This window comes from Sporofaciens musculi (genome assembly GCF_009830285.1).
GTDB lineage: Bacteria > Bacillota > Clostridia > Lachnospirales > Lachnospiraceae > Sporofaciens > Sporofaciens musculi.
The window spans coordinates 2,697,567-2,720,638 of the sequence record NZ_WUQX01000001.1 but is presented as its reverse complement, the minus strand read 5'-3'; the positions used below and the strand labels follow the sequence as shown (position 1 = coordinate 2,720,638).

The 23,072-nt window shown below is 47.0% G+C and carries 19 protein-coding genes; 17 read left to right on the top strand and 2 right to left on the bottom strand.

The features are described from left to right. Nucleotide 1 precedes the first annotated feature (1 nt). Together GN277_RS13630 and GN277_RS13625 are read left to right on the top strand one after the other, a co-directional pair. Complete coding sequence (locus GN277_RS13630; protein WP_159751535.1) at nucleotides 2–1,165, top strand: phosphoglycerate dehydrogenase; 1,164 nt, start codon at nucleotides 2–4, stop codon at nucleotides 1,163–1,165. Between the two features lie 210 nt (nucleotides 1,166–1,375). Next, complete coding sequence (locus tag GN277_RS13625) at nucleotides 1,376–2,833, top strand: polysaccharide deacetylase family protein (RefSeq protein ID WP_159751534.1); 1,458 nt, start codon at nucleotides 1,376–1,378, stop codon at nucleotides 2,831–2,833. Nucleotides 2,834–2,965: 132 nt separating this feature from the next. Here the strand turns inward: GN277_RS13625 and GN277_RS13620 are convergent, their stop codons facing one another. Then, nucleotides 2,966–4,156: a ribose-phosphate pyrophosphokinase gene (locus GN277_RS13620; RefSeq protein ID WP_159751533.1), complete on the bottom strand. Its 1,191-nt coding sequence runs from the start codon at nucleotides 4,154–4,156 to the stop codon at nucleotides 2,966–2,968. Between the two features lie 198 nt (nucleotides 4,157–4,354). Here GN277_RS13620 and GN277_RS13615 point away from each other — a divergent pair, with 198 nt between their 5' ends. From GN277_RS13615 to GN277_RS13600, 4 genes are all read left to right on the top strand, one after another. Further along, a complete protein-coding gene (locus tag GN277_RS13615) occupies nucleotides 4,355–5,674 on the top strand; it encodes a DUF512 domain-containing protein (RefSeq protein ID WP_159751532.1) in 1,320 nt (439 codons plus the stop codon). A gap of 72 nt (nucleotides 5,675–5,746) precedes the next feature. Next, nucleotides 5,747–7,075: a ribosome biogenesis GTPase Der gene (gene der, locus GN277_RS13610; RefSeq protein ID WP_159751531.1), complete on the top strand. Its 1,329-nt coding sequence runs from the start codon at nucleotides 5,747–5,749 to the stop codon at nucleotides 7,073–7,075. Between the two features lie 2 nt (nucleotides 7,076–7,077). Next, nucleotides 7,078–7,722: a glycerol-3-phosphate 1-O-acyltransferase PlsY gene (plsY, locus tag GN277_RS13605; protein WP_159751530.1), complete on the top strand. Its 645-nt coding sequence runs from the start codon at nucleotides 7,078–7,080 to the stop codon at nucleotides 7,720–7,722. 46 nt (nucleotides 7,723–7,768) lie between these two features. Further along, nucleotides 7,769–8,782: an NAD(P)H-dependent glycerol-3-phosphate dehydrogenase gene (locus GN277_RS13600; RefSeq protein ID WP_159751529.1), complete on the top strand. Its 1,014-nt coding sequence runs from the start codon at nucleotides 7,769–7,771 to the stop codon at nucleotides 8,780–8,782. 41 nt (nucleotides 8,783–8,823) lie between these two features. Here GN277_RS13600 and GN277_RS13595 read toward each other — a convergent pair whose 3' ends face one another. Next, entirely contained in the window at nucleotides 8,824–10,197 is a 1,374-nt protein-coding gene (locus tag GN277_RS13595; protein WP_159751528.1) for an MATE family efflux transporter, read from the bottom strand. A gap of 270 nt (nucleotides 10,198–10,467) precedes the next feature. Between GN277_RS13595 and GN277_RS13590 the strand changes: the two genes are divergently transcribed. The 11 genes from GN277_RS13590 (at nucleotide 10,468) to GN277_RS13540 (ending at nucleotide 22,943) form a co-directional block, all read left to right on the top strand. Further along, entirely contained in the window at nucleotides 10,468–12,390 is a 1,923-nt protein-coding gene (locus tag GN277_RS13590) for a DUF975 family protein (protein ID WP_244324715.1), read from the top strand. 28 nt (nucleotides 12,391–12,418) lie between these two features. Beyond that, nucleotides 12,419–13,618 (top strand): metallophosphoesterase, encoded by a 1,200-nt coding sequence (locus tag GN277_RS13585; RefSeq protein ID WP_159751526.1) that lies wholly within the window; start codon nucleotides 12,419–12,421, stop codon nucleotides 13,616–13,618. Nucleotides 13,619–13,770: 152 nt separating this feature from the next. Beyond that, nucleotides 13,771–15,456 carry a methyl-accepting chemotaxis protein gene (locus GN277_RS13580; protein ID WP_159751525.1) on the top strand — a complete coding sequence of 562 codons (1,686 nt, stop codon included), beginning with the start codon at nucleotides 13,771–13,773 and terminating at the stop codon, nucleotides 15,454–15,456. 285 nt (nucleotides 15,457–15,741) lie between these two features. Then, entirely contained in the window at nucleotides 15,742–16,416 is a 675-nt protein-coding gene (locus GN277_RS13575; RefSeq protein WP_159751524.1) for an ABC transporter ATP-binding protein, read from the top strand. After that, nucleotides 16,416–17,174: a hypothetical protein gene (locus GN277_RS13570; RefSeq protein ID WP_159751523.1), complete on the top strand. Its 759-nt coding sequence runs from the start codon at nucleotides 16,416–16,418 to the stop codon at nucleotides 17,172–17,174. Before GN277_RS13575 ends, GN277_RS13570 begins: the two co-directional genes overlap by 1 nt. A 2-nt stretch (nucleotides 17,175–17,176) precedes the next feature. Continuing rightward, nucleotides 17,177–18,181: a hypothetical protein gene (locus GN277_RS13565; RefSeq protein ID WP_159751522.1), complete on the top strand. Its 1,005-nt coding sequence runs from the start codon at nucleotides 17,177–17,179 to the stop codon at nucleotides 18,179–18,181. Nucleotides 18,182–18,199: 18 nt separating this feature from the next. Beyond that, nucleotides 18,200–18,913: a response regulator transcription factor gene (locus GN277_RS13560; RefSeq protein WP_159751521.1), complete on the top strand. Its 714-nt coding sequence runs from the start codon at nucleotides 18,200–18,202 to the stop codon at nucleotides 18,911–18,913. 51 nt (nucleotides 18,914–18,964) lie between these two features. Next, the gene (locus GN277_RS13555; RefSeq protein ID WP_159751520.1) at nucleotides 18,965–20,377 is read left to right on the top strand and encodes a HAMP domain-containing sensor histidine kinase; all 1,413 of its coding nucleotides are present in this window, start codon (nucleotides 18,965–18,967) and stop codon (nucleotides 20,375–20,377) included. Between the two features lie 156 nt (nucleotides 20,378–20,533). Then, entirely contained in the window at nucleotides 20,534–20,722 is a 189-nt protein-coding gene (gene rpmB / locus GN277_RS13550) for a 50S ribosomal protein L28 (RefSeq protein ID WP_159751519.1), read from the top strand. A 148-nt stretch (nucleotides 20,723–20,870) separates the two neighbouring features. Further along, on the top strand, nucleotides 20,871–21,230 hold the full coding sequence (locus GN277_RS13545; protein WP_159751518.1) for an Asp23/Gls24 family envelope stress response protein: 360 nt from the start codon (nucleotides 20,871–20,873) through the stop codon (nucleotides 21,228–21,230). 18 nt (nucleotides 21,231–21,248) lie between these two features. Further along, a complete protein-coding gene (locus GN277_RS13540; protein ID WP_159751517.1) occupies nucleotides 21,249–22,943 on the top strand; it encodes a DAK2 domain-containing protein in 1,695 nt (564 codons plus the stop codon). The last annotated feature ends 129 nt before the right edge of the window (nucleotides 22,944–23,072 follow it).

The following is a 23,072-nucleotide window of genomic DNA, read 5'->3' as shown; positions in this document are numbered from 1 at the left end:
CATGTATAAATATTATTGCTTAAATCCAATCTCTGATGTGGGACTTGAAAAATTGACGGAGGAATATGTTCCGGCGGGTACAATGGAAAAGGCGGACGCGGTTCTGGTAAGAAGCGCAAATCTGCACGACACGGAGTTTTCTAAGAACCTTAAGGTGATTGCAAGGGCAGGCGCAGGAGTCAACAATATTCCCCTTGAGAGATGTGCGGAGGAGGGAATTGTTGTATTCAATACGCCGGGAGCCAATGCCAACGGTGTAAAGGAGTTGGTCATTGCAGGCATGTTTCTTGCGTCGCGGGACATTATTGGCGGTATCAACTGGGTACAGGAGAACGAGGAGGACGGCAATATTGCAAAGGACGCTGAGAAGGCAAAGAAAGCATTTGCCGGATGCGAGTTAGAGGGCAAAAAACTGGGCGTCATTGGCCTTGGGGCCATTGGGGTGCTGGTGGCCAATGCTGCAACGAACCTTGGGATGGATGTATACGGCTACGACCCTTATGTCTCCGTGGATTCCGCTTGGAGGCTGTCCAGGAGTATCCATCATGCGAAGACCGTTGATGAGCTGTATCAGGGCTGCGACTATATTACGATTCACGTTCCCGCAATGGAGCAGACCAAGGGAATGATTGATAAGGACGCCATCGGTCTGATGAAAAAGGGCGTAGTGGTGCTGAATTTTGCCAGAGACGTGCTGGTGGACGAGGAGGCCATGGTGGATGCTCTTTTGTCAGGCCATGTGAAGCACTATGTATCGGATTTCCCTACGCCAGTGACGGCAGGGGTTAAGGGTGCGATTGTGATTCCCCACCTTGGGGCGTCCACAGAGGAGTCAGAGGATAACTGTGCCAGGATGGCGGTTAAGCAGCTGCGGGATTATCTGGAGAATGGAAATATTAAGAATTCAGTTAATTATCCCAACTGTGATATGGGCGTTAAGGGGGACAATACCAGAATTTTGCTTCTCCACAGAAACGTGCCCAACATGATTGGACAGTTTACTAAGATTCTGGCAAAGGATAATATGAATATTGCGGATTTGACTAATAAGAGCAAAGGGAAATATGCGTATACTATGATTGATCTTGACAGTCCTGTATCGGACAGTGTGGCTGATGAGCTTTCACAGGTGAAAGAGGTGCTGCGCGTTCGTGTTATTCGATAAGAACAGTAAAACTGCAAAGTTTTGGTATAGATTATTCAGAACTTGATTTTTAATGAGAATGTTAAAGAATAATTAAATATTCTTAACATAATATTTATTGAATTGTTTTTTGATTTCCTGTATACTCAGCTAAAGAACCAAACAGATATATGTGTGGTTTTACCTAAGTGACGCGACAGAATGGCTGGATATACAGGGGAGATATTAGGAATGACGAAAGATAGGAATGAGGAAAGAAGGTTATTGAAGGAGAAAAGGATCCGGAAGGTGAGGAGAGTGAGGATGTGTCTGCGCATTCTTACTCTTTTGATGATTTGTGTGGTTCCACTTCTTTTTTTGACCACGGCAACCGCTTCCAGGCAGGAGGCATCTGTTTATCTGAAGCTCAAGGAGGTATCCATCTTACAGGGGGAAGAACTTCCGGCATTTGAGATTGAGGCGGAGGTGGTTGGTAATCCAGAGACGGTCTTAGACGGGGAATCTAACTATACGGCGGCGAAGCTTTTGAAGGATTTCGAGAGCGGGAAGGGATACACTGTGGCATGTGAGGCGGATACTGCTGTGGAGGGAGAGTATCCTATGCATCTTGTACTTTCGGATGAGATTCAGACAGCTCTTGATAAGGAGTGGGTCGGTCTGGTTAGCATTGATACCCTGGATGGGATGTTGACGGTGAAGAATGCAATGGGAGAGTGGGACGGCGAACGGTTCAAACGCTATGACGGAACCTATGTGACCAATGATTTCGTGGTTTCCAATGGGAACACTTATTATTTTGACAGCGAAGGCAACAAGGCAACCGGCTTCGTGGACGCCGGAGGCCTCCGATATTATATGGATGGAGACGGTGTCCGCAAGACAGGCTTTGTGGAAGTAGACGGCTCCAAATATTACCTTGAGGCTGACGGAAGGATGGTGACCGGCTGGAAGGATATTGACGAGAATACATACTACTTCGACCAGGAGGGGAAGATGGTCAAAGGCGAGATATTCATAGGGATGACCAAGTGCTCCTTTAACAAGGAGGGTGTGCTTAAGTCTATGGAAGCCAGCAGAGTGGATCCGTCAAGGCCGATGGTTGCCTTAACGTTCGACGACGGGCCGGGGAAGCGCACCGGAGAGCTTCTGGAGGCGCTTGCTGCGAACCATGCCCATGCAACTTTCTTTATGCAGGGAAAGAATGTGCCAAGATACCCCAATGAGGTGAAGCGGATGAAGGAGATTGGGTGTGAGCTTGGAAGTCACTCCTTCGACCATCCGGATCTCTCCAAGATGGATGCAGCGGGAATCAGGGATCAGATTGACCGTACGAACCAGAATATAAAGGATGCGTCGGGACAGTCGGCTTCTGTACTTCGTCCGCCCTACGGCGCCATTGGAAGCACTCTTAAGTCCGTGGCAGGGATGCCGCTGATTCTCTGGAATATTGATACTCTGGACTGGAAGACCAGGAATGCCCAGGCTACGATTGATAATGTTATGCAGAAGGTGAAGGACGGGGACATTGTCCTTATGCACGATATCCATACAGAGAGTGTGGATGCGGCCATTGTGCTGATTCCGAAGCTGATTGAGGCAGGCTACCAGTTGGTGACAGTTTCCGAGCTGGCTGCGGCACGGGGGATTGGGATGCAGAACGGAACCAGTTATACGGATTTCTGTAAATAGATGGCAGGCCTTCTCTTGGAAGGATGCCTTGTGATAAGATGAGCGTGTGGTTAGAAAAAGAGGCTGTCAGGGAACCGATATAAGGTTCCTGTCAGTCTCTTTTATCTTAAGAATATTTGTGAGTCTTTTTAGTTAGCCCAAAGACGGTGTGAGCCTCTGGTTGTGCTGTGCAAGAAGTCCATGGATTTTGTCCGTAGGATTCAGGACTTTTCCAATGGTAATATCGTGGTTTAAGGAATCTATAATCAATGCGATGAATTTGCTCATATCTGCCACCACGAAGTAAGGCTTCTCATAAGCTTCCGGAGGAAGATAGGTCAGGTTGGTGGTGATCACACGGTCGATATAGCCTTTGTTGTAATAATCGTCAAAGATTCCGAAGCCTTCTGTAAACAGTCCGAAAGTGGTGCATACAAACACCCGCTTAGCGCCCCGCTCTTTGATCTGTTTTGCCACATCCAGCATACTTTCTCCGGAGGAGATCATGTCGTCCACGATGATTACATCCTTCCCGTGAATGTCGTCCCCAAGAAATTCGTGGGCAACAATAGGGTTCTTTCCCTTGACGACGGTGGAATAGTCACGGCGTTTGTAGAACATCCCCATATTCACGCCGGTTACGTTGGAAAAATAGACGGCTCGGTGCATGGCGCCCTCGTCAGGGCTTACAATCATCAGATGGTCCTTGTCCACAAGCAGATTTGGCTCTGCGCGCAAAAGCGCCTTGATGAACTGGTAAGGCGGATTAAAGCTGTCGAAGCCGTGGAGTGGGATGGAATTCTGCACTCTGGGGTCGTGGGCGTCAAAGGTAATGATATTGTCCACACCCATATCCGTCAATTCCTGGAGAGCCAGAGCGCAGTCCAGGGATTCCCGCTTGGTGCGCTTGTGCTGGCGGCTCTCATACAGGAATGGCATGAGAACATTCAGCCGATGTGCTTTGCCGTTGGCTGCTGAGATAATTCGTTTCAAATCCTGGTAATGGTCATCCGGAGACATATGGTTTTTGTGCCCGTTGACTGTGTAAGTCAGGCTGTAGTTGCATACGTCAACGATGATGAACAGGTCTTTGCCTCGGATGGATTCGTGAATCAGACCTTTGGCTTCCCCTGTGCCAAAGCGCGGGCACTGACAGCCTACCAGATAGGTATCCAGTTGATAGCTGGAAAAAAGCGGGGAATCCAGAGACTCCCGCAGCGCATCCTGGCGGAACTGTACAATATATTGGTCCACTTTCTGTCCAAGCTCTTTACAGGAATCAAGAGCAGCAATCTTAAGAGGCGCTATTGGAAGCGCCGTTTCCATTAATTTGATATTTGGCATGGTAATCTCCTAATATGTGTTAATTGATACAATCCTAAGATATTTATAACATTTTTTTGGGAGAGCGGTCAACAATAGATTGTATAAATATATGAAAACATCTCTAAAACAGTAACCTAAACTACATTTTATGGAAATTAAGACAGGGATGTGCTATACTTAAATTGTGAAGATAGAGTTGGGGAGAAGCAGTAAAAGATGAGTATAAAGAAGCATGAGCATGTGATAAAGAGGGTGCTGCCGGACAGTATTGCGAAGGAGATGGGAATTGAGCCAGGAGACAAGCTGATTTCCATCAATGAAAATGAGGTCGAGGATGTGTTTGACTATCATTTTTTTGTAAATGATGAGGAACTGACCCTTCTCATCCAAAAGCCTGACGGTGAGGAATGGGAGCTTGAGATCGAGAAGGATTATGAGGAGGACTTAGGGATAGAATTTGAGCAGGGGCTGATGGATGAGTATCGGTCTTGCAGAAACAAGTGTATGTTCTGCTTCATCGACCAGATGCCCAAGGGGATGAGAGAGACTCTGTATTTTAAGGATGATGATTCCAGGCTGTCTTTCCTCCAGGGGAATTATGTGACTCTTACGAACATGAGCGACCATGATATAGACAGAATCATGAACTACCATCTGGAGCCTATCAATATATCGTTCCATACCATGAACCCAGACCTTCGGTGCAGGATGCTTCACAATCGTTTTGCAGGAGAGGCTTTAAAGAAGGTGGATAAGCTCTATGAGGGCGGCATTCAGATGAATGGTCAGATTGTGCTGTGTAAGGGTGTCAATGACGGTGAGGAATTAGAGCACAGCATTCGTGAACTGACTAAGTATATCCCTTTTTTGCAGAGCGTGTCTGTGGTTCCAGTAGGACTTACAAAGTATCGGGAGGGCCTATACCCTTTACTGCCCTTTGACAGAGAGGATGCGCAAAAAGTCTTAGAAACCATTCACAGGTGGCAGGCTTTGATTTATAAGGAGTATGGAATCCATTTTATTCATGGAGGCGATGAGTGGTATATTCTGGCAGGGCAAGAGCTTCCGAAGGAGGACCAGTACGATGGATATCTTCAGTTGGAAAACGGTGTGGGGATGCTGCGTCTTTTGGAGGATGAATTTTTAAAGGCTTATGACAAGACAAAAGGCGACAACAAGGTGAGAGAGGTTTCTATCGCCACAGGGGTTTTAGCCTATCCCTATATCCGGCGGATGGCAGAAAGGCTAGAGGGCAGGTTCCAAAGGACGAAGATTTATATTTACCCAATCCAAAATGATTTCTTTGGGGAAATGATTACAGTGTCAGGTCTTATTACAGGACAGGATTTGATTGCCCAGCTTCAGGGAAGAAAGTTAGGAGAACGATTGCTTTTGCCCTGCAATATGTTCCGCAGCGGAGAAGATGTGTTCCTGGATGATATTACCCGCTCAGAGGTGGAAGATGCTTTACAAGTACGAGTAGATATTGTAAAATCAAGCGGACGGGATTTCGTGGAGGCTGTGCTGAGTGTCTGAAGGCAGGAGGGCATGGAAGGTTTTAGCTTGGATTTCCGTATGAAGAGAACAGATGAGAATAGGAGATAGAGTATGAGTAAACCAGTAGTGGCGATTGTTGGAAGGCCCAACGTAGGAAAATCGACCCTTTTTAATGCGCTGGCCGGCGGGATGATTTCGATTGTAAAGGATACTCCTGGCGTGACCAGGGACCGTATCTATGCAGATGTTTCCTGGCTTGACAGGGAGTTTACCCTGGTGGATACAGGGGGAATCGAGCCGGAGAGCAAGGATATTATTCTGTCACAGATGCGTGAGCAGGCGCAGATTGCCATTGATACAGCGGATGTCATCCTGTTTCTGACGGATGTACGCCAGGGGTTGGTGGACGCGGACTCGAAGGTGGCGGATATGCTGAGACGGTCGGCAAAACCGGTCCTGCTGGTGGTGAACAAGGTGGACAGCTTCGAGAAGTACATGCCGGATGTGTATGAATTTTACAACCTGGGAATTGGCGAGCCATTGCCTGTTTCATCGGCGTCGCGGCTTGGACTTGGGGATATGCTGGATGAAGTAATCAAGTATTTCCCAAAAGGAGAGGAGAGTGAGGAGGAGGATGAAAGACCGCGGGTGGCGATCATTGGAAAGCCAAACGTGGGGAAATCTTCCATTATCAATAAACTTCTGGGTGAACAGCGTGTGATTGTATCAGACATTGCAGGGACCACCAGGGATGCCATTGACACAGACATTGTTTACAATGGGAAAGAATATGTGTTCATCGATACCGCCGGACTTCGCCGTAAGAGTAAGATTAAGGAGGAGTTAGAGCGTTACAGCATTATACGGGCCGTGTCCGCCGTAGAGCGGGCGGATGTGGTGCTGATGGTTATTGATGCTGTGGAGGGCGTAACCGAGCAGGATGCCAAGATTGCCGGAATTGCCCATGAGCGGGGCAAGGGTATTATTATTGTGGTCAATAAGTGGGACGCCATTGAGAAGAACGATAAGACCATGAGGGAGTATGAGAACGAAGTTCGCCGCGTTTTGTCCTTCATGCCTTATGCAGAGATTATGTATGTATCCGCCCATACAGGACAGCGTCTAATCAAGTTATACGACATGATAGATATGGTGATTGCGAATCAGACCATGCGTGTGGCGACAGGCGTGCTCAATGAGATTATGACGGAGGCTGTGGCAATGCAGCAGCCTCCCTCAGATAAAGGGAAGCGTTTGAAGCTTTACTATATCACCCAGGTATCTGTGAAGCCGCCCACATTTGTGATTTTTGTGAATGATAAGGAGCTGATGCATTTCTCTTATACCAGGTATCTTGAGAATAAGATACGGGAGGCATTTGGCTTCTGTGGAACCTCCCTGAAATTCTTCATCAGGGAGAGAAAGGAGAAGGGGCGTTAGTTATGGAACGTTTGATCAGTGTGTTAATTGGGTATTTATTTGGTCTTTTGCAGACGGGATATCTATATGGGAAGCTGCATCATATAGATATCCGAAGTAAGGGAAGCGGCAATGCGGGAACCACCAACGCGCTCAGGACTATGGGGTGGAGGGCAGGAGTCGTAACCCTTCTTGGAGATGCCTTCAAGTGCGTGTTTGCGGTCCTTTTGGTGCGTTTCATCTATCAGGACAGCCATGGGGATATGCTGCCTCTTTTGTCCATGTACGCAGGCATGGGGGCGGTTCTTGGGCATAACTATCCATTTTATATGAAGTTCAAAGGCGGAAAAGGGATCGCCACGACTGCCGGACTTTTACTTAGCACGACCAATGCCTGGATGGTACTGATCTGCCTTTGTGTATTTCTGGGGATAGTGGCAGGAACAAAATATGTGTCTTTAGGCTCTCTGGTGGTGGTGATTGTCTATCTGGGCGAGATTATCTACCTCGGCCAGAGCGGGGCGTATGGCATAGCTCAGAATTATCTCTATGAGATGTACGGGATTGCTGCGTTTCTGATGGTGTCGGCATTCTTTAAGCATAGGGCGAACATTAAAAGGCTTTTGTCGGGAACAGAGAATAAGCTGAGCGTGGGAAAGAGTCAGTGACGTATACCAAAAGAGAGGTAAAATATTAAGAAAGGATTTGAGGACTATGGCAAATGTAGGAATTATGGGTGCAGGAAGTTGGGGAACAGCGCTGGCGCTTCTTCTCCACAAAAACGGGCACCAGGTTACCGTATGGTCGATTAGTGAAGATGAAGTGAAGATGCTTTCTGAAAAACGTGAGCATGTGAACAAGCTGCCGGGAGTAAAGCTTCCAAAGGATATGATATTTACCACAGATATGGAGGAGGCGGTGAAGGGAAAGGACTTCATCGTGCTGGCGGTGCCGTCTCCGTTTACAAGGAGTACGGCGCGCAACATGAGTCCCTATGTGGCTAAGGGACAGATTATCGTGGATGTGGCCAAGGGAATTGAGGAGAGTACGCTGATGACTCTTTCTCAGCAGATTGAAGAAGAAATACCCAACGCTCAGGTGGCGGTTCTGTCAGGACCAAGCCACGCCGAGGAGGTAGGCAGAGGACTTCCAACGATCGTGGTGATAGGCGCCAGAAAAAAGGAGATTGCCGAGTATCTGCAAGAGATGTTCATGAACGAGGTGTTCCGTGTGTATATTAGCCCTGATATGAGAGGGATGGAGTTAGGAGGTTCTCTTAAGAACGTGATTGCCCTGGCGGCAGGAATCGCGGACGGACTAGGCTATGGAGACAATACCAAGGCTGCGCTTATTACCAGAGGTATTGCCGAGATTGCCAGACTTGGCGTGAAGATGGGCGGCGCGGTGGAGAGCTTCACCGGCCTTACAGGAATCGGGGATCTAATTGTAACCTGTGCCAGCGTTCACAGTCGTAACCGTAAGGCAGGGTATCTCATTGGCCAGGGCAGGACTATGCAGGAGGCCATGGACGAGGTGCAGATGGTGGTGGAAGGCGTGTATTCTGCCAAGGCTGCGGTGAAGCTTGGACAGAAATACGGCGTGTCCCTTCCGATTATTGATAAGGTAAGTGAAGTGCTGTTTGAGGGAAAAGACCCAAGAGAGGCGGTAAATGAGCTGATGCTCAGAGACGGAAGACCTGAGCACCAGGCTTTGCACTGGCAGGAATAGGGCTTGAATATGTGATGAAGGGGTGATTGCGCCCCTTCTTTCTATTTATTTCCTTTCTCTGGGATTGTTTTTAAGGGTTTCAGAATCGTTGCGTGCATGGTCAGATAACAGGCAAGGCCGCCGATGAAGTTTGAAATTGGCTCGGCAAGAAAGACGCCTGTTACCCCAAGGCCTTTAAGACGGGGCAAAAGGAGTGTTAGGGGTACAACAATCACCACTTTACGAAGCATGGAGAAGAATACCGCCTGCTTGGGCTTGTTTAATGCTTTAAACACGCTTTGGCCTGCAAACTGGAATGCCATCATAAAAAATCCGAAGAAGTAGACGTGCATGGAAGGAACAGCCGCTGCAATAAGCTCCTCGTTGTGGTTAAATATTCGGATGAAGAATTCAGGAAAGGCAGAGAAAAGGCCCCAGATTGCCAGCGTGTATGCGAAGCCTAAGCGGGTCATGAAGCGGATTGCCCGCTTCATCAGCCGTGTATTATAAGCTCCGTAGTTGTAGCTGATGATGGGAGAGGAGCCTTCGGAGATTGCCATTACAGGCGTCTGGGCAATCTCACGGACTGAGCTTATGACCGTCATGACGCTGATGTACAGGTCTCCGCCAAAGGTCTGAAGCATAAAGTTGCAGACAATCTGAACCAGTCCATTGGTAAATGCCATGCAGAAGGTGGAGACTCCCAGCTTTGCAACTTCTAAGATACATGAGAAGTCTGGAGAAAATCCACGGAAATCAAGGGTCAGCTCCGCCTGTTTTCCTGTCAGGAAGCGTAGTACCCAGGCGGCGGAGAACAACTGGGAGATGACGGTGGCCAGCGCCGCTCCTCTGACGCCCATATGAAGCAGGAATATGAAAATGGGGTCCAGAACGATATTGATGGCAGCGCCCAACAACACGGTCTTCATGCCCACCCTTGCAAACCCCTGGCTGTTGATGTAGGGGTTCATCCCAAGGGAGACCATCACAAAGATGGTGCCCAGCAGGTAGATGACCATGTAGCCGGAGGCGTAAGGATAGGTGGCTTTACTTGCACCGAACAGAAAGAGCAGGGGTTTGTGGAATGTGATTCCAGTTAAGGTCAGGACAATTCCAATGACAATCAGCATAAAGAAGGCATTGTTCATAATCTTTCTGGCTTTCTTGAGATCATTTTTCCCTCTTGCGATGGCGCACAGAGGTGCGCCGCCCACTCCAAACAGGTTGGAGAAGGCTGTCACCATGGTGATAATCGGAAAACATAAGCCAAGTCCTGCCAGAGCAAGGGTGCCCTCCCCTGGGATTTTTCCTATGTAGATGCGGTCAATGATGTTGTAGAGCAGGTTAATGAGCTGAGCTGCCAGCATGGGCGCAGCTACAGAGAGAATATTGCGGGATACGTTTTCATTTCCAAAATCAACTTGCAAAGACTGCATATAAAATCACTTCTTTCTATCAGGCTTTTAGGAGAAATCTTCCATAAATATATCATAACATATATTGTTGGATGAAGTCCACCTGCCCGAAGGGTAGGTAGGTCTCATTAATCTTATAATATTCTTAATTTCTTTTAAGATTCATAAAAAAATATTTTCAATATCCCTAAAATCATGTATGATATAGAGTATTGTGGTGAAATATTCGCCTGTAGTATGTGAAGGAGGAATTTCTTTTTACGCTTGATGGGTGTACAAAAGAGGAGAGTTATGACTAGAAAAGAGATGAAAGCCAGAGCAAGGCAGACATTAAAAGGACATTATATGATTCTGGTAATGACAGGGCTGATTTCGGTGTTTCTGGGGCTTAGGAATTCCAGTTTTGATAACGCTGTGAGAGCGTATTCGTCGGAGAATGTATCGGCGTATAGTGTGGATATTCCGTCAGATGATGAGGGTGAGGAAGGAATTGAGACAAATACAGGGGGAACCCCTCAATCAGCGGCGGATACCAGAATAGCGGTGGGCAGCGTCGGGCTGCTGGATGTGATACATCATATTATGATGGGCAATCCTGAAAAAGGGCGCGAGCTTTCGGAGAAGCTTAAAGAGGCAGAAATTGAGCGGTCAAAGGAGGGCAATCGAGTATTGGGAAGGAGTAGAGGAGCGCTGTCAAAGCTGGTGAATGGGGTTACCTCTGGCTCGTTTATCGTGATGTTCGTGTCAGGCATCAATTCCCTATTTGGAACGAATAATGTAGGGAGCCTAATCCTGGTTTTGCTGGCTTTTGCTGGAGTGTTCGCCTTCTATCTGCTGGTGGTCAATACCTATACCGTGATTGCTGCAAGAATGTTCCTTGAGAGCAGATGCTATGAAAAGCTTCCTATCCAGCGCTTCGTATTTTTGCTGCGTGTAAAGCGGTGGCTTCAGGTATCACTTGCAATGCTTGTTTATACTGTTTATGAGTTCCTGTGGGCATTAACCATTATCGGAGGCATTATCAAATCTTATTCCTACTTTCTGGTGCCATTTATCCTGGCAGAGAATCCAGATCTTAGCGGACGACAGGCAGTTACCCTCTCCCGTAAAATGATGTACGGACATAAGTGGGAATGCTTTGTGATGGAGTGTTCGTTTCTCGGATGGAGCTTCCTTGGGTCGTTTACCTTCGGGCTTTCTGAGATATTCTACTCCCTTCCCTATCAGTCGGCTACATACTGTGAATTTTATGCGGCCCTTAGGGCTAAGGCAAAGGCGGCGGGTATTCAGGGGGCAGAGCTTCTAAATGATACATATCTGTACGAAAGAGTGTCAGGAGAGCTTCTGGAAGAAGGGTATTCGGATGTGATTGGGTGGAAGAACGAGCAGAAAGACAGCCCTAAAAAGCCGGAGGGGTTAAGAGGAATTCTTTCCGACTGGTTTGGTATTTCCATTGGGGATTCAAAAGAAGTAGGGGGCTACGAAGAAAACAGAGAGCTTCAAGTAAGGATTGGCATGCTTAAGGATGTGGTGGAGGGAAAAGCCTATCCGGCAAGGCTCTCCCGTTTTCCAGACGGGGCAAAGCACAAGCGTATGGATGCGTTTCATTATATGCGCCATTATTCTGTCTGGTCCTTGGTTTTACTTTTCTTCTTTTTCTCCATGCTTGGCTGGTGCTGGGAGGTGAGCATCCATCTGGTGCTGGATGGAGTGTTTGTCAACCGAGGTACGCTCCACGGACCGTGGCTTCCGATTTACGGCGCGGGCGGGGTGATGCTGCTTACCCTTTTAAACAGGGTGCGGAATCATCCGGTAATGCAGTTTTTCAGTATTATTTTTCTGTGCGGAATGGTGGAATACTGGACTTCCTACTATCTTGAGGTGGTCTATGACGGAAAAAAATGGTGGGATTATAGCGGATATTTTCTGAATCTGAATGGAAGAATCTGTGCGGAGGGTCTGCTGGTGTTTGGAATAGGAGGCATGGTTATCGTGTATATTGCGGCGCCCCTTCTGGATAACCGGATACGGGGGATTAGAAAAAATGTGCTTATGTGGTGCTGCGTGATACTAATGTGTCTCTATACGGCAGACTGTGTATATTCCGTCAAATACCCCAATGAGGGAAAGGGAATTACAGATTACCAGCCCTTGTCCTGGGATTTGGGAAATTGGTATGAGTGCAAAGGGAGCAGGAATATCAAGCTGCTTTAAGAATTAATAAAGGTAGGGAGTGAGAGTTATGCTGGCGATATTATTATCTCCACTGTATGTTTTGGTAAATGCTTATATTATCCGTTGGATTATTCGGTGGCTTAGCACCTGTAGACATGAGTTCCGAAGATTTCGGTCCCGTCTTATTGTTTCTATGGTTTACCTATTTTTTGCCAGTGCGATGGGGGTGGGGTTCTTTCTTCCATCGGGAGGGGTAAAGCGCTTTTTTGTAAAGATTGGGAATTACTGGCTTGGAGTTCTTCTGTATACGATTCTTGTGGTGGGAGCGGCAGACGTTATCCATGTTCTTTTGAAAAGGAGCAAGAAGATTAATCAGGAAAAACTGAGGAGTTTTAAGGTGTTTGTGGCGTCAGGGATTATCTGTGCCGTTGGCATTGCGGTGCTCAGTATCTGGGGGATGGTAAATGCAGGGAATATCCGTACCACAAAATATGAGGCTGTCATTGATAAGAAGGCAGGTAATTTGAAGCAGATGAAAGTGGTAATGGCGGCTGACCTCCATATGGGATACAACATCGGGTGCGAGCATATCCAGAAAATGGTTGAAAAGATTAATGCACAGGAGCCTGACCTGGTGGTTTTTGCAGGGGATATTTTTGACAATGAATATGAGGCGTTGGAAGATCCCAAGAAGCTGATTGACATTTTGAAGGGGATTAAGAGCAAATATGGCGTCTATGCCTGCTATGGAAATCACGATATCAAGGAGAAGATTCTTGCCGGATTTACCTTCGGTGGAAGCCAAAAGAAGGAGAGCGATATCAGGATGGATGAGTTTCTTAAGGAGGCGGGGATTACGCTGCTTCGGGATGAATCCGTTTTGATTGGGGACAGCGTTTACCTCTATGGGCGTCCGGACAGACAGCGTCCAGGGCGGGATATTAAGACACGGAAAACGCCAGAGGAGATAACGGCGGGGATGGATTTGTCAAAGCCGGTGTTCGTGATTGACCATCAGCCCAAAGAGCTTCAGGAGCTGGCAGATGCGGGAGTGGATCTGGATTTGTGCGGACATACCCACGACGGGCAGGTGTGGCCGGGGAATCTGACGATTCGTCTGATGTGGGAGAATGCCTGCGGGTATTTGAAAAAAGGTGATATGCATAATATTGTTACATCAGGCGTGGGGATATTTGGGCCGAATATGCGGGTTGGCACGATTGCAGAAATCTGTTCGGTTACGGTGAAGTTTAAAGGGGATGAATAGTAAAAATCGCAGAGTAAGAATATTTCCGAATTTTTAGTAGACATTTCTTTCCAAAGTTTGTATAATTACAGATAGTCTAATTTGTCTGTGAAATAAATACAGACAATACAAATGTAAAATCGTATGGGGAACTAAAGGAGAGAAAAGTAATAATGAGGAACATTGAGATTAAGTCTAAACTGTTTTTACTTGCCTGCTTTATGCTGGCTGGAATGATTGTGTTGGGGGTAGTATCTCTTTCATTTATGGGTAAGATTAACGAGGGAACGACGGATATTTCTGAGAGTTGGATGCCTTCCGTTATAGCGTCGGAGGAGCTTAATACGCTTACGTCTGATTTCCGGAGAGAGGAATATAAGCATATTGTTGCCCAGGATGAGGAGACAATGCAGAGTGCGGAGACGAAGATGGAGAACGCCGGTAAACAGATTAATGAAACGTTTAGCATGTATTTATCCACCTTGATCACAAGTGAAGAGGACCGAAAGCTTATACAGGATGCTCAGAATGCGTGGAATGAGTATCTGCAGAACCATGACCAGCTTATTCTTTTGAGCCGCGATAATAAGACGGATGAGGCTATGGAGATTGTCCTGGGAACCATATCATTGTATGATAATGTGTCGAATCTGCTGCTTGAGGTTGTGCAGTTGAACAAGGATGGAGCAGACGCGGCTAATCTGGAAGGAAATAGACTGTATACCAATGCCGAAAGACTCGTTATTATAGCATTGATTGTCATTGGATTCCTTTCCTTTGCGTTTGCAATTTACATCATCAGGACGATTAACAGACCGGTGAAAGAGCTTGACAATGTGGCAAGGAAGATTGCAGAGGGCGATTTGGATCAGAGTATTACATACAACTCCAGGGATGAATTAGGTACGCTGGCGACCAATTTCAATAAGACGGTAGGACGTCTGCGCAATTATGTAAATTATATTGACGAAATTTCTAATGTATTGAGGCAGATTGCCGGCGGGAATCTGGTATTTGAGCTTACTCTTGATTATGAAGGCGAGTTTGCCAAGGTTAAGCAGGCTCTTGAGGAGATTTCACGTTCTCTCAATGAAACCTTAGGACAGATTAATCAGGCTGCCGACCAGGTTTCATCAGGAAGCGACCAGGTATCCTCTGGCGCTCAGGCTCTTTCTCAAGGGGCAACCGAGCAGGCAAGCTCTATTGAAGAATTGGCGGCAACGATTAATGAGATTTCCACACAGGTTAAGGATACTGCGGCGACTGCCAATGAGGTCCGCCGTCAGACTGATCAGACAGGGGAGCAGGTAGCCACCAGTAATACGCAGATGCAGGAAATGATTGCAGCCATGACGGAGATTAGTGATAAATCAGGGCAAATCAGTAAAATTATTAAAACGATTGAGGACATTGCATTCCAGACCAATATTCTGGCGCTCAACGCCGCAGTTGAGGCGGCTCGTGCCGGTGAAGCGGGTAAGGGATTTGCCGTAGTTGCAGATGAGGTGCGTAATCTGGCAAGTAAATCCTCCGAAGCTTCAAAGAGTACGGCAGGTCTTATTGAAGGCACTGTGCAGGCTGTGGAGAAGGGAACCGAGATTGCCAATGCTACTGCCGAATCTCTGTTTGCTGTTGTAGAAAGTACAAAAGGTGTGGTTGCCTCTGTGGATAAGATTGCTTCCGCAGCAGACCAGCAGGCTGATTCAATCGAACAGGTAACATTAGGGATTGATCAGATTTCCAGTGTGGTTCAGACCAACTCTGCAACAGCCCAGGAGTCTGCTGCTGCCAGCGAGGAGCTTTCCAGCCAGGCTCAGGTGATGAAGAGCCTTGTGGGACGTTTTACATTGCGGGGATAAGGACAGCTTTTGCTACAAGAAGGTTAGGAAATATAATAAAAAAGAAAAGATTAGCCTGGGCTTTAAGCCCAGGTTTTTTTGTCAAAAAATTTCCCATGTGACAAGCTTTCATACCTTTGAGTATATTTTTTTCTGACACCATACATTACATCTTAAGGCTGCCTTAAGGTCCTTTTTAATATGTCTTAAACATGGCCGGCTATACTTAGACATAACCAAAGGGCACCCCGAAGGGCATGTGTTGCGGTGTGCCCTTGGGTATACAAAATGGCAGGAGGAATGAGCATGTTAAAATGTAGGGATTTAAGAAAAATATACCAAAAAAAATGTGTGGTAGACAATCTGAGCTTTTCCGTAAAGGAGGGGGAGGTATTTGCCTTGCTGGGAAGCAACGGCGCAGGGAAAACAACGACCATCAAGATGATTCTTGAATTGATTCCAAAGGACGGAGGAACCGTAAAGAGGGCTCATGGTGTACAGGTGGGCTATTCGCCGGAGACGCCGTACTTTCATCCATTCCTTACCGGACGGGAGGTGCTTGGGTTCTACGGAGGACTACAGGGAATCTCAAAGGAGGATTTAAGGAGGGAGATTCCAGAGCTGCTAAAGCGAGCAGGACTTGAAGAAAGCAATACGAAAGTAAAACATTACTCAAAAGGGATGCTGCAGCGTTTGGCATTGGCCCAGGCCCTTCTGGGAGACCCAAAGCTTTTGATACTGGATGAACCCACAGCGGGTCTGGACGCCATGGGGCGTCTGGAGATGATGCATACAATCCAGGCTTTGAAAAAAGAAGGAAAAACAATCCTTATTAATTCCCACATTTTGAATGACATAGAACGTGTCTGCGACAGGGGAATTATTATGAAGAAGGGACGCCTGATTTACGAGTGGGAGAATGGAAAGAGTGGTAAGAGCCTGGAAGAAATCTTCGTGGAACAGATTGGAGGTATAGAGTAATGTTGGGAATAATGAAGAATGGGCTGCGTGAGCGGCTTCGCAGAAAAGATATTTATGTCATAATGGCGCTTGGCCTGCTGCTTGTCTTCCTATGCATGAGCGGGACAGTGACGCTGTCAATCGACGGAATACCTGTGACGGAAACACGGCTTCTGCTGCCATTTGTCTTAAATGTGGCTTCGGTAATCGGAGGGGGAATGGCGGTTGCACTTAGCCTGCGCACCATTCCCAATGAATACGAGAGAAAAACCAGCCATCTGGTGTGGATGCGGGGAATCAGCCAGTGGAATTACCACGGACAGCTTGCATTGGCAAATGTAATCAGTTCTGTGGCGGCGTTGTTTATCCTGTATGTGGGAGTGATGGCGTATGCCGGAATCAAGGGAGAAACGGGAATCTTGTTAAGGAGTATTCCAGGCTTTCTGGTTTTTGCATCCGGAACGGCGGGAGTCAGCCTGTTTACCAGCGCAATGAGCCTTGCCCTTCCGGAAATGGCGGCAGGAACCCTCTCGGCAATTTTGATGCTGGCAGGGACGATGCAGCCAGTGATTAGAACCCTTTCAGGAATCGTATCCGGTGTATCCAGAGGAATCTTAAGAGGAATTCTTGTGCTGACGCCGGACTTGTATGGGGCTGCGGCCCAGGCAGGTAAATTTTTGCTGGGGGAAAAGGTGGAGGTACACAGCATCCTTGGAGGATTGTTGTTTTTGTATGCAGGGGCTGTGCTGGTGCTTGTGATTCATAGGAAAGAGGCGTAAGGATGAAAAAGCAGAGAAAAGGAATCATCATGACAGGTATTCTTGGCGTTTTTCTTCTGTCTGCATGGCTGTGGACAGGAGGGCAGGGGATTTCAAAGGAGGAGCAAAAGATATATGAAGATGCGGTTTCCATGGAGGAACAGGTGGATAAATTGGGCTTTGAGGGCTTCTGCCTTTCGGATTACCCTGTGGCCATATATGACGGAGTCTCAGATTATGTGTTCTATAAAGGAAAGATAAAAAAGCGTCCACCAGTGATAGAGACATTTGTTGGGACTGCCTATCCTGTGGGGGACCATTTTGAAGTAATTGTGCCCACCCTTGAGCGTTTTGAAAGTCTGATGTCCTTGGCAGGCGGCGCAGAGGGAATGATGACGGGAAGCGGGTACGGCGCCGAAGAACATAAGGGGATGCTCTGGCATGAGGCATTTCATGCGTATCAGTTGACAAACTTTGCAATTTTGGGGGAGAAGGTTACGCCTAAGGAGATGCAGGAAGAACTGGAAGGAGCCGAAGGAAAAGAGGAGAGCGAAATATCCCAGGAGGAACAGTTCGTAACCTGGGTGGATCAAGCACCAGACATCCGAAGTAAGTTAAAGCAGGAGATGGAGCTTTTGAAAAAGACTGTGGAGTTGATACAGAATCAAGATATTTCCGCCATTGACGAGGTTCACCGAATCATATTAGAATATAGTGAACGCCGCAGACAGCGTATGAGTGAGATGTCAGAAGCTCTAAGGGATGCGGAGATTCGATGCGAGGTGACAGAAGGAACGGCGTATTATGTGGAAGCGAAGGTCTATGGCATGATGACCGGCCAAGAGGAATATAAAGAGCGTTATCTTTATAATCTGGGGACATATGAGGGAGGACGGGGAAAATATTACCGCACTGGATTTGCAAAATGTCTAATTTTGGATTTTCTATGTCCTGATTGGAAGGAAACCTTTGATTTTTCCACAGGGTTGGATGAAGTAATTGAGAAATATATAGAAGGAGAATCATAAGGGGAGGATGGAAGATGGATGGGAGCAAATAAGACAGGTTATCAGATTTTGGCAGCCGACGACGAGGCAGAGCTTTTGGATATATTAGAGTTATATCTGGAAAGGGAAGGTATAGGGATAAAAAAGGCGGTGGACGGGATGGAAGCAATGGAGTTATTTAGGCAGGAGGTGTTTCATCTGGTGCTTTTGGATATTATGATGCCAAAGCTTGACGGCTTCGCCGTACTGCGAAAAATTCGGGAGGTTAGCCGTATTCCAGCGATTATGCTGACGGCGAAAGACCAGGACTATGATAAAATCTTAGGGCTTGAGCTTGGGGCGGACGATTATATTACCAAGCCCTACAATCCGCTGGAGGTGGTCGCCAGGATTAAGGCGCAGCTTCGGCGCAATTATGACTACTGGAGAGAGCAAAAGGAGGAGAAACAAGAGCTCTCCTATCGGGGAGTGAAGCTGAATATAATGGAGGGAACCTTAAAGCGCGGTCAGAGAAATATTGAGGTGACATCCACGGAATTTCGCATACTTCAGATGCTGCTTGAGCGTCCCGGAACGATTTTCACAAAACAACAGATCTTTGAACGCGTCTGGGAGGAGCCCTATGCCGGTGATGACAATACGGTGATGGTCCACATCAGCAATCTGAGAAAAAAACTGGAGGAAGGGGAAGAAGGAGAACCCTTCATCCGGACGATTAAGGGACTTGGCTATAAAGTGGAGAAGGGGATTTAAGGAAGCAGTCAGGAAATTGGGGAGGAAGACAAAAGGGGGAAGAATCGCAAAATGAGTAAAAAATCAAATCGGAAAAAGAGCAGCGTATTTCGGCAGCTTGTGGCAAGCTATATTGTGTTTTCCATGGTATCCGTTTTTCTGCTGTATCTGTGTATGTTTGGGATATTGCTCTTTATCGGCGGCGGACAGTTGGAGTCTTTAGCTCCCTATGATTTGGTGGATAAGAAGGGAAATATACGGGATTTGGATTCTTTTAAACGACTTGGGGGATGGATTGAGCAGCTTGACGATTCTTACCATGTGACAAAGGTTTATGGAGAAAAGAAAGATTTGGCTGACTCATATACTATGGAGGAATTAACGGAGTATCTGATAACGGATAATCTGGTGGAGACCACTACCTCTGCCAGTGAATACAGAGGATATCTGAAAGCTGTAAAAACAGAAGAACATACGGTGTATTACCTTATGAAGATTGCCAGGGATGCACTGCAGATGAGCTACACCTACAATGTGGCAAAGGACAGCCAGTCTGTTCGGGTGGCCGTGACGTCGTTTATTTCCTTCGGGCTTTTGTTTTTGCTTAGCTGCCTTACGATGAGCGCCTATCTGTCGCGTAAGATACGGATCCCCCTTAAGAAGATTACAGAGGGGATGGATAAGGTGAGGGCAGGCGACAGCCAGGTACGGCTTGATTTTGAGGCCCAGCGGGAATTTGGGGAAATCAGAGATACCTTTAATATAATGATTAACCAGTTGGAGGAAGAAAAACGAAGGAAACAGCAGGATGAGGAACGGAAAAACCGGATGCTTTTGGAGATTTCCCACGATATCAAGACTCCAGTATCCACCATCAAGAGCAGCGCCAATGTTCTGGAAGAAGGACTGGTAAAGCCTGATGAGCTTTCCAGATATTACCAGATGATTGATAAAAAGGCAGGGCGGGTCAATACTCTGGTCAACGAGCTGTTTCAACTGCTGAAAATGGAGGATAAGGGCTATACGCTGCAGATTGAGAAAACAGACATCTGTGAGCTGGTGCGGCAGCTATGCGCAGAGTTTTATGAGGAAATCACGGGACGGGGGCTGGATTTTCAGATTCAGATACCGGAGGAGCCAATTCATGCAGAGATTGACAGGAAGGAATTTTCACGGGTTATGGAAAATCTTCTTGGAAATGCGGTGAAATATAATCAGACAGGAAGGAGTATTTTGGTAAAAGTGAGGCAGGAGGAGAAAATGGCAGAGATTACTGTGCAAGACGATGGGGAGGAGATTGGGAAAGAATTACGGCCTGTGCTTTTCGACCCCTTTGTACGGGGAGACAGCGCCAGGCAGACAAAGGGTGGAACCGGTCTTGGGCTTGCCATTGCAGGCAAGATCGTAGAGAAGCATGGAGGAGACATTCGGTACGTCAGGCAAGATAATGAGAATATTTTCGTGGTGCGGCTGGCAAACGTGTAAGAGGGGGAAAGAAGGACTCCACGCATTTATTCTTGTTGGATATAAAAAAAGAAGAATAATAGAAAAAAACACTTGCAATTCCTCCCATCATCTGGTAAGATACTAGTGTTGTGAGTCTGTTGGACAGACTATATATGGACGTTAGGAGGTGCAGTCATGGCTAAATGTGCTATTTGTGAAAAGGGTGCTCACTTTGGAAATAATGTAAGCCACTCTCATAGAAAGACACCGAAGATGTGGAAATCCAATGTAAAATCAGTTCGCGTGAAGACAGAGAACGGTGCGACAAAGAAGATGTATGTTTGTACTTCTTGCTTGAAGTCAGGAAAAGTTGAGCGTGCATAGTGTGAGGAAGTGTACAGTTTTTTTTATACGGTTCCTAATGTAAAACTCAGATTTCGATACGGAATCTGAGTTTTTATTGTAATATATGGTAAAACAGGGTATAATAACAGGATAGGGAAACCCATAGAAAGATAGGAGGTATTCAGGTATGAAGGGATGTATGAGTACGGATCTTGGTATTGTTACGATCGATCCGGAGGTGATTGCGAAGTATGCCGGAACGGTTGCGGTCGAGTGTTTCGGGATTGTGGGAATGGCTGCAGTGAATGTAAAAGACGGGCTGGTACATTTGCTGAAGCGGGAGAGCCTGACCAAAGGGATTAGAGTGGCGATATCGGATGAGAATCATATCAGTATTGACTTCCATATTGTTGTTGCATATGGCGTAAGCATTTCAGCCGTTACGGATAACCTGATCAGCAATGTGAAGTATAAAGTAGAAAGATTTTCAGGAATGCCGGTAGATAAGATCAATATCTATATTGAAGGCGTCAGAGTCATCGATTAGTTAAGGAGGACATAAGAAGTGGCTACGAAAACTATAAATGTGGATATGCTTGCAAAGATGTTTTTGGCAGGTGCGCAGAATATTGAAGCGAAGAAGGAGTATATCAATGAACTGAACGTATTTCCCGTACCGGACGGTGACACAGGGACGAATATGTCTCTTACCATCATGGCGGCGGCGAAGGAAGTGACAGCTCTTGAGAATCCGGATATGAAGGATTTGGCGAAGGCGGTTTCCTCCGGTTCTCTGAGGGGTGCGCGGGGAAACTCCGGCGTGATTCTTTCTCAGTTATTAAGAGGCTTCACCAAGTCAATCCGTGAGAATAAAGAGATTGATGTACAAGGACTTGCGGCGGCATGCGCCAGGGCCAGGGATACGGCGTATAAGGCGGTTATGAAGCCGAAGGAGGGTACGATTCTTACGGTTGCAAGCGGCATTGCGGACAAAGCGGCCGAGATGGCTCAGGAGACGGACGATCTGGAGGCGTTTCTTCCGGCTGTGATTGAGCACGCCGAGGAGGTGCTTAAAAAGACGCCAGATATGCTTCCGGTACTTAAGGAGGCAGGGGTCGTGGATTCCGGCGGTCAGGGACTTCTTGAGGTTATAAAGGGCGCTTATGACGCATTTCTTGGAAAAGAGGTGGATTACAGCGCGATTGCACCTAAAGCCAGCGTACAGGTTACGAAGCTTAGTGCCCAGGATACGGCGGATATTAAGTTTGGATATTGTACAGAGTTTATTATCTTGACTGAGAAGGAATTTTCAGATGAGCAGGAGAAGGATTTCAAGGGATATCTGTCTTCCATCGGGGATTCTATCGTCTGTGTGGCTGATGATGATGTGGTGAAGGTGCATGTTCATACCAATGATCCGGGGCTTGCAATTCAGAGAGCCCTGACCTATGGTCAGTTGTCACGGATGAAGATTGACAATATGCGGGAGGAGCATCAAGAGAAGCTGATTAAGGATGCCGAGAAGCTGGCTGCAAGCGAGGCTATGAAGGATGGGGCGAAGGAGTCCGAAGGAGACGGGAAAAAGTCGGATGAGCCGAGAAAGCCCATTGGATTTATTGCGGTTTCCATAGGGGAAGGACTGAACGATATTTTTAAAGAGCTTGGTGTGGACTACATCATTGAAGGCGGGCAGACCATGAATCCCAGTACAGAGGATATGCTAAATGCCATTGACCAGGTGAACGCTGACTGTGTGTTCATTCTTCCGAATAATAAGAATATTGTGCTTGCGGCGAACCAGGCAAAGGATTTGGTGGAGGATAAGGAGATTGTGGTGCTTCCAACCAAGACGGTTCCTCAGGGAATTACAGCAGTCATCAACTTTATGCCAGATGCCAGTGTGAAGGAGAATGAGGAAGCCATGCTGGAGGGAATCAGGAATGTGAAGTCCGGTCAGGTAACTTATGCGGTTAGGGATACCCACATTGATGATAAAGAGATTCACGAGAGTGATATTATGGGAATCGGGGATGCTGGAATCCTGGCGGTTGGCAGAAGCGTGGAGGAGACCACGAAGGACCTGCTTTCACAGTTAGTGGATGAGGATTCTGAACTCATCAGCCTGTATTACGGCGAGGAAGTGAAGGAGGAGGATGCCCAGAGATTCATTGCGGAGATTGAAGGGATTTATCCGGATGTGGATGTGGACGCCCATTACGGCGGTCAGCCGATTTATTATTATGTGCTTGGGGTAGAGTAGAGGATGGACGCCCTTTTGGGATGTGTTTAGAGGATAGAGGAATGACAGAGCCAGATTTTTACGGATTTCCGTATAGAGTCTGGCGTTTCTGTTATTATGGATATAATATTTTTATTTTATTCTTATCAT

Bases quoted from the DNA above. Each gene is read 5' to 3' on its own strand.
- GN277_RS13630 (WP_159751535.1), top strand. From the start codon at position 2: ATGTATAAATATTATTGCTTAAATCCAATCTCTGATGTGGGACTTGAA.
- GN277_RS13625 (WP_159751534.1), top strand. From the start codon at position 1,376: ATGACGAAAGATAGGAATGAGGAAAGAAGGTTATTGAAGGAGAAAAGG.
- GN277_RS13620 (WP_159751533.1), bottom strand. From the start codon at position 4,156: ATGCCAAATATCAAATTAATGGAAACGGCGCTTCCAATAGCGCCTCTT.
- GN277_RS13615 (WP_159751532.1), top strand. From the start codon at position 4,355: ATGAGTATAAAGAAGCATGAGCATGTGATAAAGAGGGTGCTGCCGGAC.
- der (WP_159751531.1), top strand. From the start codon at position 5,747: ATGAGTAAACCAGTAGTGGCGATTGTTGGAAGGCCCAACGTAGGAAAA.
- plsY (WP_159751530.1), top strand. From the start codon at position 7,078: ATGGAACGTTTGATCAGTGTGTTAATTGGGTATTTATTTGGTCTTTTG.
- GN277_RS13600 (WP_159751529.1), top strand. From the start codon at position 7,769: ATGGCAAATGTAGGAATTATGGGTGCAGGAAGTTGGGGAACAGCGCTG.
- GN277_RS13595 (WP_159751528.1), bottom strand. From the start codon at position 10,197: ATGCAGTCTTTGCAAGTTGATTTTGGAAATGAAAACGTATCCCGCAAT.
- GN277_RS13590 (WP_244324715.1), top strand. From the start codon at position 10,468: ATGACTAGAAAAGAGATGAAAGCCAGAGCAAGGCAGACATTAAAAGGA.
- GN277_RS13585 (WP_159751526.1), top strand. From the start codon at position 12,419: ATGCTGGCGATATTATTATCTCCACTGTATGTTTTGGTAAATGCTTAT.
- GN277_RS13580 (WP_159751525.1), top strand. From the start codon at position 13,771: ATGAGGAACATTGAGATTAAGTCTAAACTGTTTTTACTTGCCTGCTTT.
- GN277_RS13575 (WP_159751524.1), top strand. From the start codon at position 15,742: ATGTTAAAATGTAGGGATTTAAGAAAAATATACCAAAAAAAATGTGTG.
- GN277_RS13570 (WP_159751523.1), top strand. From the start codon at position 16,416: ATGTTGGGAATAATGAAGAATGGGCTGCGTGAGCGGCTTCGCAGAAAA.
- GN277_RS13565 (WP_159751522.1), top strand. From the start codon at position 17,177: ATGAAAAAGCAGAGAAAAGGAATCATCATGACAGGTATTCTTGGCGTT.
- GN277_RS13560 (WP_159751521.1), top strand. From the start codon at position 18,200: ATGGGAGCAAATAAGACAGGTTATCAGATTTTGGCAGCCGACGACGAG.
- GN277_RS13555 (WP_159751520.1), top strand. From the start codon at position 18,965: ATGAGTAAAAAATCAAATCGGAAAAAGAGCAGCGTATTTCGGCAGCTT.
- rpmB (WP_159751519.1), top strand. From the start codon at position 20,534: ATGGCTAAATGTGCTATTTGTGAAAAGGGTGCTCACTTTGGAAATAAT.
- GN277_RS13545 (WP_159751518.1), top strand. From the start codon at position 20,871: ATGAAGGGATGTATGAGTACGGATCTTGGTATTGTTACGATCGATCCG.